Here is a 12,708-nt window from a genome sequence, read left to right on the forward strand (position 1 = left end):
CATGAAAGTAGCAATGGGACAATTTGCCGTTAGCCGCGAATGGCAGGAAAACACCGATATCTGCATCGGACTGATGAACCAGGCATTGGCGGGCGGCGCCGATCTGCTGGTGCTGCCGGAAGGCGTGCTGGCGCGTGATATCGCCGATCCGGATCTGGTGCTGAAAGCGGCGCAGCCGCTTGATGGTCCTTTCGTCACGCAGCTGCTGGCGGTGAGCAAAGGCAACAACCTGACCACCATGATGAGCGTGCACGTGCCAACAGAAGGGCAGAAGGCACTCAACGTGCTGATCGCCATTCGCAACGGCGAAATCATCGCTGAGTACGTGAAGCTGCACCTTTACGATGCCTTCGCCATGCAGGAGTCGCAGCGCGTGAATCCGGGGCGCGAGATTCCAGCGCTGGTTGACGTGGCGGGCATGAAAGTCGGGTTAATGACCTGCTACGACGTGCGCTTCCCGGAGCTGGCGCGTCGCTTAGTGCTCGACGGCGCCGATGTGCTGGTGCTACCGGCGGCGTGGGTGAAAGGTCCGTTGAAAGAGATGCACTGGGAATTGCTGACCACCGCGCGTGCGCTGGAAAACACATGCTACATGGTGGCGGTGGGCGAATGCGGGCCGCGCAATATCGGCAACAGTCTGGTGATCGATCCGCTGGGCGTGGCGATTGCCAAAGCGCCGGAATCGGCCGCGCTGGTGTTTGCCGATCTCGATCCGCAGCGCATCGCCTATGCGCGCAGCGTACTGCCGGTGCTGGAAAATCGCTGTTTTGCTCGTCCCGAACTTAAACCACTTTGATCGCTGGGGAATCTGACTGATGAAAACTATTGCTACCGCCATCGCGCTGTCATTGGGCCTGACGGCCTGTTTCGCTCAGGCGGCTGACGCTATTCCTACGCAAAAAGTGGATCAGGCACTGCACGATCGTCTGCCAGCAGAAATCAAAAGCAGCGGCAAAATGATCTCGGTAAACAACGGCTCTTTTCCTCCGTATGAGATCGTTAACGGTCCGCACTCAATGGATGGCGCCTCCGCCGATCTCACCGCAGCGCTGGCACAGTTGCTGGGTGTGAATATTGAACATGCCACCGTCAGCGGTTTATCGGGCGTGCTCACCGGCATTAATTCTGGTCGCTACCAGATGGCGATTGGGCCGATTGGGGATTATCCGGACCGGCAGCAGAAGGTCGATTTTATCGACTTCGTGCAGGAGTTCGTGGTGTTTGGCGTGCAGAAAGGCAATCCCTCGAAGATTAACGGTCTGGAAGATACCTGCGGTAAACGCATTGCGGTGATGGCGGCAGGTTCGGCGGAACAGGTGATTCGCAAGCAGTCCGATGACTGTGTCGCGGCGGGTAAACCGGCGGTGGTGGTGCAATCCTTTACCGATCAGCCATCGTCGATCTTAGCCGTGCGCTCAAAACGTTCCGATGCCTTCTTCTCCTCGCAGGCGCCGCTGACTTACTTCATCGAACAGGCCAATGGTCAATTGGAGCTGTCGGGCAAAGGCAAGAAAAACGGCTTTGGCGACATTTTCCAGGGCACCGTGGTACCGAAGGGTTCTGAACTCGGCAACGTGGTGCTGGATGCGTACAAAGAGCTGTTCAGTAACGGTACTTACGCGGCCATCATGAAGAAGTGGAAGTTAGACGGCAACGTGCTGCAGCAACCGGGACGTAACCTGGCGCAAGGGGCAGCAAAATGAGTCCGGTCACCAACAATTCGCGAGCCAGGGATAAGGCCGACGTGCAGCAGCGCGATGTGGCTTTTGCCCGCAGTGCGCCCACTTATGGGCGCTGGATCTCATGGATTTTGGTGCTGGTTATTGCCGCGAACTTCCTCTGGCTGGTGGCGACCAACCCCAATTTCGAGTGGAACGTGGTGCTGCAGTGGTTCACCGAAGGTTCGGTGATGAAAGGCTTACAGGTCACGCTCGGCTTGACGGTGGTGTCGATGATTCTCGGCACGCTGCTTGGGCTGTTGCTGGGCGTGTGGCGTCTCTCGGAAAACAAATTGCTCAGTGGCTTATCGTCGCTCTACATCTGGTTTTTCCGTGGTACGCCGCTGCTGGTGCAGCTGATCTTTTGGTATAACCTGTCGACGCTGTTTCCCACGATCGCGATCACTATTCCGTGGACGGATATCACTTTTGCCAGCTGGAATACCAACGATCTGATTACGCCACTGACCGCAGCGATTGCCGGACTGGCGCTCAATGAAGCCGCCTATATGGCCGAGATCATTCGCGCCGGCTTGCTGTCAGTGGATAACGGTCAGGTCGAAACCACCCAGGCGTTTGGCATGAGCCGCAGTCGTGCGCTGCGCCGCGTGATCATTCCACAGGCGATGCGTTCGATCATTCCGCCTACCGGCAACCAGCTGATCAGCATGATCAAAGCGACCTCGCTGGTGAGTGTGATCGCTATGGGCGATCTGTTGTACTCGGTGCAGGCCGTTTATAACCGCACCTTTGAAATTATCCCGATGCTGATGGTCGCGGTGATCTGGTATCTGCTTATCACCTCGATTCTCAACGTGGGTCAGTCCGCCATCGAGCGTTACTACGCACGCGGCACCACCCGCACGGTGGTGAACAAACGTCGCGTTGCCGCTAACGAAGCCGCGCCAGCCGTCGCGCACCGTCTGAAGGAGGATGTATGAGTGAAGTTCAGCCGCTGGTGCGTGCGCGTAATGTGCAGAAGAGTTATGGCGACAATGAAGTGCTGAAAGGCATCGATCTCGATGTGTTTCCCGGTGAAGTAGTGGTGATTCTCGGGCCATCAGGTTCGGGTAAATCCACCTTTTTACGCTGCATCAACCATCTGGAAGACATGAACGCCGGTTCGATTATGGTGGGTGACGATCAGATCGGTTATGAACTGAAACGCGGTATTCTGCATCGCCTGTCGGCACGTAAAATTGCTCATCAGCGCCAGAAAATCGGCATGGTGTTTCAGCAGTTCAATCTTTATCCGCACATGACGGTGCTGCAAAACATCATTGAAGCGCCGATCGGTGTGCACAAGTTTGCGCGGCATGACGCGCTCAAGCATGCGCGTGAACTGCTGGCGACCGTGGGATTGAGTGACAAAGCCGATGCCTGGCCGCGTCATCTGTCTGGTGGTCAGCAGCAGCGTGTGGCGATTGCGCGTGCGCTGGCGATTAAACCGGCGCTGATGCTGTTCGATGAACCCACTTCGGCACTCGATCCGGAGTTAGTCGGCGAAGTGCTGGCCACCATGCGCACCTTAGCCGATCAAGGTCTCACCATGATTGTCGTCACCCATGAAATTGGTTTCGCACGTGAGGCGGCCGATCGCGTAGTGTTTATGGATGGCGGCGTGGTAGTGGAGCAGGGCAGTCCGGAGCAGGTGATTGGTAACCCGCAACATCCGCGCACGCAGGCGTTTCTCAGCCGCTTTATCTGAGCAGGCGGTCTCACTCTGTTACAGATTGCAGTTGAGGCCGTCTATAAACTGCGCGTTAATAGTCAGGTCCGTTTTTCACATTGGTTGAAAGGTAAATTATGGAAGGTATCAGTATTGCCAAACTGCTGATCATCGGTGCGCTCATCGTACTGCTTTTTGGCACCAATAAGTTACGTTCACTGGGTGGCGATCTGGGTTCCGCAATCAAGGGCTTCAAAAAAGCCATGAAAGATGATGAATCCGGCGCATCCAAAAGCAGCGCTGAAGAAGTGCCTGCTGAACGTGTCAGCCACAAAGAGTAATCTCTGCGCCGAACGTCAATAAGTGTAAATATTTATTACGTTGATAAAAAACCAGACTGTTGCCAGTCTGGTTTTTGTTTTTTTGCATCTTAGTGCCAGGCAATGCTGGCAACATCCTGTTCGTGTAATTCAAACAAGTTGGTGTGACCCACTGCGGGATACACGCTGATGCCATCCTGGGTTTGCCAGTCATCGAACATCAGGTCTGTTAAGACCAGCGGCAATAGCGACACTGGCGTTTCATCCGCTGGAGCGACCCAGTCGATTAACGCCACATCAATCATATCCAGTGCACTGTCTTCGATTGGCAGCAGAATGATGCTCGGTTTGGGTTCGACGATAAATACCCAATCGACTTTGCTGCCAGCAACACCCTGCACACTGATGGGCATGGCACTGAAGGTATGCTGAGCGGCGGGTAAATCCGCCGGCAGTGTAAATTGCCATTGGCCGTTATCCGCTATCTCCTGGCTACCAACCAGCACATCGTCAATGTAAAAACGCAACGTTGAACCGGCAGGCGCGTCACCATTGAATACGGCAGTGCCGTTTTCATCCTGGGTATCGCCATTCATGGTTATCTCGCTCTCGGCTGCCGCAATCGTCGTGATCGTGACCACCGATGACGGTTGGCTGGCAGGCTGTTCAGGCAATGCCAACAGCTCATGTATCGCCACATCAACAGGTTGTGGGTTGGATTCTGCTGCCCAGCTTGATGAAACGGGCATCGCAAAATCCGCTTCCAGCAGCTCGAAGTTCCATTGGTTTTCTGCATCATCTGCAATCAATGAATGCGTCATGTGCAGGGGTGGGAGCGGCTCGCTGGCTGGCGAGATCGCCGCTGGCGGCTGAGCCAGCGGCGCTTCCGCGTTAACCCACGCCTTTTCAGAAAGCGGCAGTTGCAGATGCATCTCGTCGTAACGATGCTCAATGCTGATGGCGGTAGCGATAAACGCATTCGCACAGGACGCGTGCGATGACGTATAGGGATTGGTGATGTCTTTCGGCGTGGTGCGCGTTTTTAGCGCCTCCAGGCTCTCTTCTGAAGCGCTATAGTGCCGCGCCCCGGAGGATGGACCTGACACATCCGGTGCTCGTAATACATCGAGCGCCTCTCTATGAAAGGAAGTTTGCATGATCTGACCTTCAAAAAAATACACTGAGAAAAAGCGAAATAGGCTCTTATGGCCTCAGCGGTTAAAGCGTCAGGTTTGCGGTAAAGATTAAGCTGCTGCGGGGGATTTTTGCGATTGCGCCCGGATAAGCGCGCAATCGCGAAGAATATTACTTAACTTCCAGACCTTTAGCCTGCATATCGGCGTGATAAGAAGAGCGTACAAACGGGCCACAGGCGGCATGGGTGAAGCCCATCGCCATCGCTTCTTCTTTCATTTCGTCAAACTCGGCCGGGCTAACGTAGCGCTGAACCGGCAAGTGGTGACGACTCGGCTGCAAATACTGTCCCAGCGTCAGCATGGTGACGCCGTGGCGACGCAGATCGCGCATCACTTCAACGATTTCCGCGTTGGTTTCACCCAGACCGACCATCAAACCCGATTTGGTTGGGATATCCGGATGCGCTTCTTTGAAACGCTCCAGCAGCTTCAGTGACCAATCGTAGTTGGCGCCCGGACGAACCTGACGGTAAACGCGCGGCACGTTTTCCAGATTGTGGTTAAACACATCCGGTGGCGTTGCGGTAAGGATCTCCAGCGCGCGATCCATACGACCACGGAAGTCCGGCACCAGCGTTTCAATTTTGATGGTTGGGCTTTTTTCGCGAATCGCGCTGATGCAGTCGGCAAAGTGCTGAGCACCGCCGTCGCGCAGGTCATCGCGGTCCACAGAAGTAATGACCACATAACGCAGCGCCATATCGGCGATGGTTTGTGCCAGTTTCAGCGGTTCGTTAGCGTCAGGCATATTCGGACGGCCGTGCGCCACGTCGCAGAATGGGCAGCGACGGGTACAGATCGCGCCGAGGATCATAAAGGTCGCGGTACCGTGGTTAAAACACTCTGCGAGGTTAGGGCAGGAAGCTTCTTCACACACCGAGTGCAGACCGTTTTTACGCATCGCAGCTTTGATGCCCTGAATACGGCTGGAGTCCGCAGGCAGTTTGATCTTCATCCATTCCGGCTTACGCAGAATTTCTTCACGCTCAACCATCACGGTTTTCACCGGGATCAGCGCCATTTTGTCGGCATCGCGATACTTGACGCCACGTTCCATCTGAATTGGTTTACTCATAAATCTGCAGGTTCCGGTCGGGATTGCGATTTGAAAGCTTCCTCACTCAAACTGAGAACCAGGCTTTCAACTTTTTTTGAAAATATGGCAAAAATTATATCATCTCGTCTGCCCATAAGCAGCCGATTCGCCGGTGCAAAAGTTACAATTTTGTAAATAGGCACGTACAGTCAAGGTCAGACCGCGGCATCATTTTGCCATTCCAGTTGGGTAAATCCGCTTAAACGGGCGAAATGCTGCACCAGGCGCGGCTGCACATCTGCCGGCGTGACACCCGGCTGCAGCTGGCTGAGCTGTGTCATTTGCATCCCGGCATAACCGCACGGATTGATGCGCAGGAACGGCGCGAGATCCATCGCCACATTCAGCGCCAGGCCGTGAAACGAGCAACCTTTACGAATGCGCAGTCCCAGCGAACAAATCTTGTCATCGCCAACGTACACGCCTGGCGCATCCGGTCGCGCACGCGCGCTGATGTCATAGTCGGCCAGCGTGGCGATCACCGTTTCTTCTAACGCCGTCACCAACTCGCGCACGCCCATCTTGCGGCGTTTCACGTCGATAAGCACATACATCACCTGTTGGCCGGGGCCGTGATAGGTTACCTGGCCGCCGCGATCGCTTTGTACCACCGGAATATCGCCCGGCATCAGCAGATGTTCGGCTTTGCCTGCCTGGCCTTGGGTAAACACTGGATGATGTTCCACCAGCCAGATTTCATCGGCAGTGCTGCTGTCGCGTTGATCGGTAAAGTGATGCATCGCATCGGAGATGGGTTGCCAATCGCGCTGGCCGAGTTGACGAACAAGAAGCGTATTAGCTGACAAAGCAGAGATCCGGTAAAGAGTGGAAGGCAGAGTATAACGCTGGCAAAGCGGACTTTGCCAGCGCCAGAATTACAGCACCATACGCACGATGTCGATGTTGCCCAGCTCTTCGTACAGGGTTTCAACCTGCTCAATGTGGGTGGCGATGATGGTAATGGAAACAGAGTGATAGTTGCCTTTGCTGCTTGGCTTGATGTCCGGTTTGTAATCGCCTGGCGCGTGGCGCTGCACCACTTCAACCACTTGATCAACCAGCTCCGGTTGCGCCAAACCCATCACTTTATAAGTGAAAGGCGTAGGGAATTCGAGCAGTTCATTCAATTTGGTTTTCATACATTGACTCCGGTGCTTAAAAAACAGGCTCCCGCCGAGGCGGGAGCAAAGATAGTAACTTATTTGGGGGCAAATTGGCGTTTTTTCAAGCGCGCCTTAGCCGAACCAGTGGTGGAACATCAGTTTGATGTAATCGATGATGCGACCGAAGAAACCACCTTCTTTCACTTCGTTCAGCACCACCAGTGGACGCTGTTCAACCGTTTTGCCGTCGAGCTGGAAGTTGATGCTGCCCACTACCTGATTTTTCTGCAGCGGTGCGTGCAGTTCAGTATTGTTCAGCACATAGCTGGCTTTGAGGTCTTTCATGCGGCCACGCGGGATAGTCAGAAAGGCATCTTTCTCCACGCCCAGCTGAACACGATCGCTGTCACCGAACCACACTGGCTCAGAAGCAAACTCTTTGCCCGCTTTCAGCGGTGCTACGGTTTCGAAGAAACGGAAGCCCCACGTCAGCAATTTCTTACTCTCGGTTTCACGGCCTTTGTAGGTACGACCGCCCATCACCGCTGAGATCAAACGCATCTGGCCTTCTGTTGCCGAGGCGACCAGGTTGTAGCCTGCTGCGTCTGTGTGACCGGTTTTGATGCCATCCACGTTCAGGCTGGTATCCCACAGCAAACCGTTACGGTTGGTCTGCTTGATGTTATTAAAGGTGAAATCTTTTTCACGGTAAACCGCGTACTCATCGGGTACGTCACGGATCAGCGCCTGGCCGATCAACGCCATATCGCGCGGCGAGCTGTATTGGCCTTCGGCATCCAAACCGTGCACGGTCTGGAAGTGGGTGTTTTTCAGACCCAGCGCGCCAACGTAGTTGTTCATCAGATTTACGAACGCGTCCTGGCTGCCGGCAACGTAATCCGCCATCGCCACACACGCGTCGTTACCTGATTGCAGCACGATACCGCGCGTCAGCTGAGAAACCGGTACACGATCGCCAGGCTTCAGGAACATCAAGGATGAACCTTTGAATACCGGATTACCGGTTGCCCAGGCATCTTTACCCACGGTCACGATGTCATCGTTATGGATTTTGCCCGCTTTGACCGCCTGACCAATCACGTAGCTGGTCATCATTTTGGTCAGGCTTGCCGGATCGCGGCGTGCATCCGCGTTCTTTTCGGCCAGCACTTTGCCGGAGTTATAGTCGATCAGCACATAAGCTTCAGCATCAATGTCCGGTACGCCCGGAATCATAGTCTTAAGATTAACATCGTCCGCAAAAGCGGCATGGCTGAGAGAAAGGGCGACCAGTGATCCCACTGTCAGGCGTTTCAGAAAACGAGAAGGTTTCAGCGTATTCATGTTCAGGACTACAACATCCGTGGGTTTAGAGTGAAAAAAGTGCCTAACTATAGCAAACGCCCGATCGGGCGACATCTTGCTTTGCTAATCAGTTTCAGCAGGAAATGTCACTGTCCGTTACATCGATGGACGGGCAGTGGTAATAAATGAGCTCATTTGCGCTTCAGTGTTCAGACGCTGCTGCAAGGCGGCGGCTTCGGCACGGCTTTTATAGCCACCTAACTGAATGCGATAGACGTTGCCATTAGCTTCAACCGCGCCTGGCACGCCAAAGCGTTTACCCAGGCTTTCGGCCAGCTGACGCGCACGCGCCGGATCGTTAATCGCGCCAACCTGAACCACATAACCGCTGCCGGCATGGGCATTCTGGCTGGCAGCAGGTGCGGCGGCTGGCGCAGAAGACGTTGTTGGTGCTGGCGCGGCAACCGACTCGTTGCCTTCCAGCACGCCCGTGGCTAACGGCTGTGGCGCACCGAGAAAACCGCTGCTCTGGACGGGCGCACCCATGCTGTCATTGCTTTGCAAGGTGCTGTTATCAACAGCGCGGACGTCTTGCGATGCAGGCGCTGGCGCTGCATTGGCGCTGCCGCCCATCATCACCATGCCGCCGCCAAGATCGGGACGCGCAGGCAGGGCGTAACTCTGTTTGGCGACGGTGGTACCGATGGTGCCGGGACCGGAAACAGAACCATCCGGTGCCACTTTGATGTAATCAACGCGCACGCGGGTGTTGTTTGAGATATTCAGGCGATCGCCCGCTGCTCGTGACAGGTCGATAATGCGGCCTGGCGTATAAGGGCCACGATCGTTGACGCGCACCACGATTTGGCGGCCGTTGGCGAGGTTAGTAACGCGCACATAGCTCGGCAGCGGCAAGGTAGGATGCGCGGCGGTCATGCCTTCCGGATCGTAAGATTCACCGATAGCGGTGCGATTCCCCTGCGCTTCGTCACCGTACCAGGTGGCTAAACCCACTTCGCTGTAGTTCGAGGGATCTTTGATCACGCGGTAGTTTTTACCGTTGACGCTGTAATCCTGGCTGGTGGAAGGATTGATCGGTTCATAGCGTGGTTCCACGCCAGGAATTTCCACTACCGGGCCGTTATAGGCCGGTTGCGGTGGCGCAGTATTATTCTGCGGTTCCGGTGTGGAACAGGCAGCCAGTACCAATGATGCCAGTGCAACCCCAAGCCAGTCCTTACGCATGTGCAGCCTCTTAAACGCTTTTAGATAACATTTTTCGATGAGTATGGATCGACATCACGATGCCAAATCCAGCCATTAACACAATCAATGCCGATCCGCCGTAGCTCACCAGCGGCAGCGGTACGCCAACCACCGGTAAGATACCACTTACCATGCCAATGTTAACGAAAACATAAACGAATAAAATCAGCATCAAACCGCCTGCCATCACGCGACCAAAGGTGGTTTGCGCGCGCGCAGCGATAATCAGTCCGCGCATAATCAGCAACAAATAGAGTACCAGCAGTAACAACACGCCAACCAGGCCGAGTTCTTCCGCCAGCACGGCAAAAATAAAGTCGGTATGGCGTTCAGGCAGGAACTCCAGCTGCGATTGGGTGCCGTGCAGCCAGCCTTTGCCGCGCAGGCCACCGGAACCGATAGCAATCTTCGACTGAATGATGTGATAACCGGCGCCAAGCGGATCGCTTTCCGGGTCCAGTAGCATCATCACGCGCGCGCGCTGGTAATCATGCATCAGGAAGAACCACAAAATCGGGATAAAGGCGGCGACCAGCAATACCGCAATACCAATCAACTTCCAGCTCATACCGGATAAGAACAGCACAAACAGGCCGGAAGCGGCGATGAGAATCGAGGTGCCGAGATCGGGCTGTGCCGCCACCAGCAGCGTTGGCATGAAAATCAGAATCAGCGCGATACCGGTGTTTTTCAGCGTCGGCGGACAGACATCGCGGTTAATAAAGCGCGCCACCATCAGCGGCACGGCAATCTTGGCGATCTCCGAGGGCTGAAAACGCACGAAGCCAAGATCGAGCCAGCGCTGTGCGCCTTTACTGATGTGACCAAACGCATCTACCGCTATCAGCAATATCACGCAGACAATGTAGAGATAGGGCGCCCAGCTTTCATAGACGCGCGGCGGCACCTGCGCCAGCACCAGCATAACGATGATGCCCATGGCAATTTGCCCGAACTTACGCTCGGTCATGCCCGGATCCTGTCCGCTGGCGCTCCAGATGACGATGGCGCTGTAGGTCAGCAAGCTGAGAATGATCAGCATAAACAGGGGATCGATATGGATGCGCGTCCAGATCGATCTTTTCTGCGGACTATCGTTCATGGACATTGTTATTCACCTTCGTAGCCGGGTGGCGTCGGTGCGGCTTCGGGCAGCACGGTATTGTTGTCGCCTAACATAATGTGGTCGAGAATCTGGCGCATCACGGTGCCGACAGCCGGGCCTGCGCCGCCGTTTTCCAGAATCATGGTGACGGCCACGCGCGGTTTATCGTAAGGCGCGTAGGCGGTCATTAATTTATGGTCACGCAGACGCTCGGCAATCTTGTGTGCGTTATAGACTTCATTTTCTTTCAGTCCGTAAACCTGCGCGGTACCAGATTTGGCGGCGATTTTGTAGGGCGCATCGGCAAAGCTTTTGTGTGCGGTACCGTTGGCGCGGTTGGCTACGCCATACATGCCGTCTTTAGCGATTTCCCAGTAGCCTGAATGGATATCACCAATCGGTGCATCCGGCGGCTGGCGATACGGCACCATGGCCTGGCCTTCACGGGTGGCGCGCAGTAAGTGCGGCACTTTGATCACACCGTCGTTGATCAGAATCATCATCGCTTTGTTCATCTGAATCGGCGTCGCGGTCCAGTAACCCTGGCCGATACCAACAGGAATGGTGTCACCCTGATACCACGGCTTTTTAAAACGCTTCAGCTTCCATTCGCGCGTGGGCATGTTACCCGCGCTCTCCTGCGGCAGGTCAATGCCGGTGCGATGGCCGTAGCCAAACTTGGTCATCCACTCTGACAGGCGATCGATGCCCATATCGTAGGCGACCTGATAGAAGAAGGTATCCGCCGATTCTTCCAGCGATTTGGTGACGTTCAGGCGACCGTGGCCCCATTTTTTCCAGTCACGATAGCGCTTTTCTGAGCCTGGCAGTTGCCACCAGCCGGGATCGAACAGGCTGGTATTGCGGTTGATCACGCCTGCGCTCAGCGCCGACACGGCCACGAAAGGTTTCACCGTAGACGCCGGTGGATAGGAGGCTTGCAACGCACGGTTATACAGCGGACGGTTTTCGTCGCTTAACAGCGCTTTGTAATCTTTGCTCGAGATGCCATCGACAAACAGGTTCGGGTCGTAGCTGGGCGTAGACACCAACGCCAGGATTTCGCCGGTGCGCGGATCGGTCACCACCACCGCTGCGCGGCTGCCGGTCAGCAAGGTCTCGATATACTGCTGCAGCTTGAGGTCCACCGTCAGATAGATATCGCGTCCAGCCTGCGGAGATTGCTCGTGCAGCTGACGGATAACGCGGCCACGGTTGTTAACTTCAACCTCTTCATAACCGGTTTTACCGTGCAGCACATCTTCGTAATAGTTTTCGATGCCGAGCTTGCCGATATCATGCGTAGCCGCATAGTTCGGCCATTTGCCTTCCTGATCGAGGCGCGTGACGTCGCGATCGTTGATTTTGGAGACGTAGCCCACTACATGCGTCAGCGTCTGGCCGTAAGGATAGTAGCGGCGCTGATAGCCTTTCACTTCCACGCCGGGAAAACGGTATTGATTGACGGCGAAGCGCGCCACCTGTACTTCGTTTAAACCGATTTTGACCGGAATCGAGGTAAAGCGGCGTGAGCGTTTGCGCTCTTTGTCAAACGCATCGAGGTCGTCGTCGGTTAGATCCAGTACCGGACGCAGATCCTGCAAGGTCTGCTTAAGGTTTTCGACCTTTTCCGGCATCAGTTCGGCCTGATAGATGGTGCGGTTTACCGCCAGCGGTACGCCAGTACGATCGAAAATAATGCCGCGGCTCGGTGCCACCGGCACCAGCTTGATGCGGTTTTCGTTCGAACGGGTGCTGTAGTCGTCAAAGCGCAGAATTTGCAGGTGGTACATATTGACCACCAGAATGCTGGAGAGCAGCAGAATGCCAACAAAAGCCACCAATGCTCGGCGGACAAAAAGTTTCTGTTCGGCAGTGTAATCGCGAAAGGCGTTGCTCTGTAATTTCATCCGCTACATTTATTGTCTGG

Annotated in this window: 13 protein-coding genes; 5 read left to right on the forward strand and 8 right to left on the reverse strand. The window is 55.1% G+C overall.

Annotation, left to right across the window (positions count from 1 at the left end):
• Window position 1 precedes the first annotated feature (1 nt).
• The 5 genes from HX773_RS09775 (at window position 2) to tatE (ending at window position 3,728) form a co-directional block, all read left to right on the forward strand.
• Window positions 2–796: a deaminated glutathione amidase gene (locus HX773_RS09775; RefSeq protein WP_176971357.1), complete on the forward strand. Its 795-nt coding sequence runs from the start codon at window positions 2–4 to the stop codon at window positions 794–796.
• A gap of 19 nt (window positions 797–815) precedes the next feature.
• Window positions 816–1,703, forward strand: a complete 888-nt coding sequence (locus HX773_RS09780; protein ID WP_176971358.1) for an ABC transporter substrate-binding protein — start codon at window positions 816–818, stop codon at window positions 1,701–1,703.
• Entirely contained in the window at window positions 1,700–2,659 is a 960-nt protein-coding gene (locus HX773_RS09785; protein WP_176971359.1) for an amino acid ABC transporter permease, read from the forward strand. The genes HX773_RS09780 and HX773_RS09785 overlap by 4 nt, the downstream gene beginning before the upstream one ends.
• Window positions 2,656–3,426 (forward strand): amino acid ABC transporter ATP-binding protein, encoded by a 771-nt coding sequence (locus HX773_RS09790; protein WP_255433196.1) that lies wholly within the window; start codon window positions 2,656–2,658, stop codon window positions 3,424–3,426. The genes HX773_RS09785 and HX773_RS09790 overlap by 4 nt, the downstream gene beginning before the upstream one ends.
• A gap of 98 nt (window positions 3,427–3,524) precedes the next feature.
• On the forward strand, window positions 3,525–3,728 hold the full coding sequence (tatE, locus tag HX773_RS09795) for a twin-arginine translocase subunit TatE (RefSeq protein ID WP_064740541.1): 204 nt from the start codon (window positions 3,525–3,527) through the stop codon (window positions 3,726–3,728).
• An 89-nt stretch (window positions 3,729–3,817) separates the two neighbouring features.
• Here tatE and HX773_RS09800 read toward each other — a convergent pair whose 3' ends face one another.
• The 8 genes from HX773_RS09800 to mrdA form a co-directional block, all read right to left on the reverse strand.
• Window positions 3,818–4,864 (reverse strand): hypothetical protein, encoded by a 1,047-nt coding sequence (locus HX773_RS09800; protein WP_176971360.1) that lies wholly within the window; start codon window positions 4,862–4,864, stop codon window positions 3,818–3,820.
• A 148-nt stretch (window positions 4,865–5,012) separates the two neighbouring features.
• Entirely contained in the window at window positions 5,013–5,978 is a 966-nt protein-coding gene (lipA, locus tag HX773_RS09805) for a lipoyl synthase (protein ID WP_008103696.1), read from the reverse strand.
• Window positions 5,979–6,154: 176 nt separating this feature from the next.
• Window positions 6,155–6,805 carry a lipoyl(octanoyl) transferase LipB gene (gene lipB, locus HX773_RS09810; protein WP_176971361.1) on the reverse strand — a complete coding sequence of 217 codons (651 nt, stop codon included), beginning with the start codon at window positions 6,803–6,805 and terminating at the stop codon, window positions 6,155–6,157.
• A 69-nt stretch (window positions 6,806–6,874) separates the two neighbouring features.
• The gene (ybeD, locus tag HX773_RS09815) at window positions 6,875–7,138 is read right to left on the reverse strand and encodes a DUF493 family protein YbeD (protein ID WP_176971362.1); all 264 of its coding nucleotides are present in this window, start codon (window positions 7,136–7,138) and stop codon (window positions 6,875–6,877) included.
• A gap of 96 nt (window positions 7,139–7,234) precedes the next feature.
• The gene (gene dacA / locus HX773_RS09820; protein ID WP_176971363.1) at window positions 7,235–8,446 is read right to left on the reverse strand and encodes a D-alanyl-D-alanine carboxypeptidase DacA; all 1,212 of its coding nucleotides are present in this window, start codon (window positions 8,444–8,446) and stop codon (window positions 7,235–7,237) included.
• Window positions 8,447–8,563: 117 nt separating this feature from the next.
• The gene (rlpA, locus tag HX773_RS09825; RefSeq protein ID WP_176971364.1) at window positions 8,564–9,652 is read right to left on the reverse strand and encodes an endolytic peptidoglycan transglycosylase RlpA; all 1,089 of its coding nucleotides are present in this window, start codon (window positions 9,650–9,652) and stop codon (window positions 8,564–8,566) included.
• A gap of 10 nt (window positions 9,653–9,662) precedes the next feature.
• Window positions 9,663–10,775, reverse strand: coding sequence for a peptidoglycan glycosyltransferase MrdB (gene mrdB / locus HX773_RS09830; protein WP_101763316.1), 1,113 nt, complete (start codon window positions 10,773–10,775; stop codon window positions 9,663–9,665).
• An 8-nt stretch (window positions 10,776–10,783) separates the two neighbouring features.
• Window positions 10,784–12,688, reverse strand: a complete 1,905-nt coding sequence (gene mrdA / locus HX773_RS09835) for a peptidoglycan DD-transpeptidase MrdA (RefSeq protein WP_176971365.1) — start codon at window positions 12,686–12,688, stop codon at window positions 10,784–10,786.
• Window positions 12,689–12,708 lie beyond the last annotated feature (20 nt).

This window comes from Pantoea sp. B9002, assembly GCF_013385945.1.
Classification (GTDB): domain Bacteria; phylum Pseudomonadota; class Gammaproteobacteria; order Enterobacterales; family Enterobacteriaceae; genus Pantoea.

Excerpts from the sequence above, each read along its gene's own strand:
- HX773_RS09775 (WP_176971357.1), top strand. The coding sequence starts at position 2 with ATGAAAGTAGCAATGGGACAATTTGCCGTTAGCCGCGAATGGCAGGAA.
- HX773_RS09780 (WP_176971358.1), top strand. The coding sequence starts at position 816 with ATGAAAACTATTGCTACCGCCATCGCGCTGTCATTGGGCCTGACGGCC.
- HX773_RS09785 (WP_176971359.1), top strand. The coding sequence starts at position 1,700 with ATGAGTCCGGTCACCAACAATTCGCGAGCCAGGGATAAGGCCGACGTG.
- HX773_RS09790 (WP_255433196.1), top strand. The coding sequence starts at position 2,656 with ATGAGTGAAGTTCAGCCGCTGGTGCGTGCGCGTAATGTGCAGAAGAGT.
- tatE (WP_064740541.1), top strand. The coding sequence starts at position 3,525 with ATGGAAGGTATCAGTATTGCCAAACTGCTGATCATCGGTGCGCTCATC.
- HX773_RS09800 (WP_176971360.1), bottom strand. The coding sequence starts at position 4,864 with ATGCAAACTTCCTTTCATAGAGAGGCGCTCGATGTATTACGAGCACCG.
- lipA (WP_008103696.1), bottom strand. The coding sequence starts at position 5,978 with ATGAGTAAACCAATTCAGATGGAACGTGGCGTCAAGTATCGCGATGCC.
- ybeD (WP_176971362.1), bottom strand. The coding sequence starts at position 7,138 with ATGAAAACCAAATTGAATGAACTGCTCGAATTCCCTACGCCTTTCACT.
- dacA (WP_176971363.1), bottom strand. The coding sequence starts at position 8,446 with ATGAATACGCTGAAACCTTCTCGTTTTCTGAAACGCCTGACAGTGGGA.
- rlpA (WP_176971364.1), bottom strand. The coding sequence starts at position 9,652 with ATGCGTAAGGACTGGCTTGGGGTTGCACTGGCATCATTGGTACTGGCT.
- mrdB (WP_101763316.1), bottom strand. The coding sequence starts at position 10,775 with ATGAACGATAGTCCGCAGAAAAGATCGATCTGGACGCGCATCCATATC.
- mrdA (WP_176971365.1), bottom strand. The coding sequence starts at position 12,688 with ATGAAATTACAGAGCAACGCCTTTCGCGATTACACTGCCGAACAGAAA.